3 protein-coding genes and 1 pseudogene are annotated in these 2,310 nt (G+C 31.1%); 2 read left to right on the top strand and 2 right to left on the bottom strand.

What is annotated here, in order from left to right; genetic code table 11:
• Positions 1-447 (bottom strand): glucosaminidase domain-containing protein (locus ABWO04_RS11240; protein WP_353079780.1); only part of this gene is annotated, 447 nt, incomplete at its 3' end.
• Positions 444-1,343, bottom strand: a complete 900-nt coding sequence (locus ABWO04_RS11235) for a 1-aminocyclopropane-1-carboxylate deaminase/D-cysteine desulfhydrase (RefSeq protein WP_353079779.1) — start codon at positions 1,341-1,343, stop codon at positions 444-446. The genes ABWO04_RS11240 and ABWO04_RS11235, both read right to left, overlap by 4 nt.
• A gap of 82 nt (positions 1,344-1,425) precedes the next feature.
• Here ABWO04_RS11235 and ABWO04_RS11230 point away from each other — a divergent pair, with 82 nt between their 5' ends.
• Positions 1,426-1,602, top strand: a complete 177-nt coding sequence (locus ABWO04_RS11230) for a C1orf53 family protein (RefSeq protein WP_291241207.1) — start codon at positions 1,426-1,428, stop codon at positions 1,600-1,602.
• Positions 1,603-1,671: 69 nt separating this feature from the next.
• A pseudogene (locus ABWO04_RS11225) lies at positions 1,672-2,310 on the top strand (urocanate hydratase); the annotation flags it as partial.

The raw sequence follows: 2,310 nt of genomic DNA, 5'->3' as shown, positions 1-2,310 counted from the left end.
TTTTCTAAAACACTCTTGTTCGGCATCATCATCGTATTTTACAGACTCACCTGTCCATCCTGTATGGCATTTTATACCAAAATGATTGTTCGCTTCTTTAGCTAAAGATCCAAATCCAGCACCCGACTCTAAAATACCCTGTGCCATAGTAATACTTGCAGGAATACCGTGAACCTTCATGTTATTTTTTGCCGTTTCTTTAAAATCTTCAATGTATTTTTTTACATCTTCTGTTGTAGCTTTTACTTTTGATGTTGCAACTAATATTTCGCTACCAGAAGGATTTTCCTTTGCTGGAGATTTTGCTACTGGTGTTGGTTTTGTAACAGTTTTTTTTGAAGTAGGATATGTTTTAGAATACTTTTTTCCTTTTGTAGTAGTGATTTTAGAACCTCCACAACTTGTTAAAAGCAGCGCAAAAAATAGTATTAAAATTTTATTTATCATATTATTATCTTTGTTTTTCCAGATTTTTCTAATTTTAAATTCATACCTGCAATACCTTGTAAACCACCGGTATGAATGGCTAAAATTTTTGAATTTGGTGGAAAAAAATCATTTTGTATTAAATCTAAAATACCAAACATCATTTTTCCGGTATAAATTGGATCCAATGGAACTTCATATTGTTTGTAAAAGGAATTTATAAATTCAATTAATTCATTTGTTACTTTTCCATAACCACCAAAATGATACTCACAATTTATAGTCCAATTCTTTTGATTTGCAAATTTAGCAATATCCTTTTGTAAAAAATCACCTTTTAAGGAAGAAAATCCAATAATATTTTGATGTGATGCAGCACTATTAATAATTCCTGAAATAGTACCGCCAGTTCCTACAGAAGTGCAGATATACGAAAATTCAGAATCAAGTTCATTTAAAATTTCTTCACATCCTTTTATCGCTAATTCATTTGTGCCGCCTTCGGGTAGTAAATAAAAATCACCAAATTTTGACTGCATTTCTTCTAAAAATTCAGGTGTGTCTTTTAACCTGTAAGCGTCTCTTGAAACAAAAGCAAATTTCATTCCAAATTGTTCAGCAACTGCTAAACTTGGGTTTTCATTTATCTTTTCTTCTAATTCTTCGCCTCTAATTATTCCAATAGTTTCAAAACCAAACTCTTTTCCAGCACCTGCAACAGCTACAATATGATTAGAAAATGCCCCGCCAAAAGTGAGCAATTTTTTATATCCTAATCGTTTTGCTTCGGCTAAATTATATTTTAATTTTCTGAATTTATTTCCAGAAATTATAGGATGCAATAGATCTTCTCTTTTGATAAAAAGTTCAATTCCGTTAGGAAAATGAATAGGTATTTTCTGGTTTTCTGATTTCATAAAAAAGAAATAATTGTTTCATTAGTTAAATATTTAAAAAACTAATACAATCATTTGCTGCAAAGTTCCTAAATTTGCGAATATGAACAATGAAATAAATCCAAAAAATTTAATAGAAGGAGAAGATTTTTATTTTACTCCTGAAGGATATAAATGTTTTACAGAAAAACATCATTTAAAGCGAGGATATTGCTGTAAAAGTGGCTGTAGACATTGCCCATATGGTTTCGACAAAAAAACAGGAAGAAATAAAAAATAGTTTTAGACAACCGATTTTCAAACATAAATTTCTGAAAATCCAAAATCTAAAAATCAAAATCTAAAAAAAATGACTTTTAAAGAGCAAATACAACAAGGAATTCCAGATATTTTACCGCAACATAAACCGTATGATGCCGCAATAAATCACGCACCAAAACGTAAAGAAATTCTTTCAGACGAAGAAAAAAAATTAGCTTTAAAAAACGCTTTACGCTATTTTGATGTCAAACATCATGCCACGTTACTGCCAGAATTTAAAGCAGAATTAGAAAAATATGGTCGAATTTATATGTATCGATTTCGACCAGATTACGAAATGAAAGCCAGACCAATTTCTGAATATCCAGGAAATTCTGAGCAGGCAAAAGCCATTATGTTGATGATCCAAAATAATTTAGATTATGCAGTAGCACAACATCCGCATGAATTAATTACATATGGAGGAAATGGCGCTGTTTTTCAAAATTGGGCACAATATTTACTTACTATGAAATATTTGTCTGAAATGACAGATGAACAAACGTTATCAATGTATTCTGGTCATCCGATGGGATTATTTCCTTCACATAAAGAAGCACCAAGAGTTGTAGTTACCAACGGAATGGTAATTCCAAATTACTCTAAACCAGATGATTGGGAAAAAATGAATGCCTTGGGCGTGTCGCAATACGGACAAATGACCGCAGGAAGTTATATGTATATTGGA

This window comes from Flavobacterium sp. (genome assembly GCF_040382755.1).
In the GTDB taxonomy this organism is placed as follows: Bacteria; Bacteroidota; Bacteroidia; order Flavobacteriales; family Flavobacteriaceae; genus Flavobacterium.
The sequence above is the reverse complement of the archived record's forward strand: the minus strand, read 5'-3'. Positions and strand labels throughout refer to the sequence as shown.

What these genes read in the sequence shown, in the direction of transcription:
- ABWO04_RS11235 (WP_353079779.1), bottom strand. Translation starts at nt 1,343, where the DNA reads ATGAAATCAGAAAACCAGAAAATACCTATTCATTTTCCTAACGGAATT.
- ABWO04_RS11230 (WP_291241207.1), top strand. Translation starts at nt 1,426, where the DNA reads ATGAACAATGAAATAAATCCAAAAAATTTAATAGAAGGAGAAGATTTT.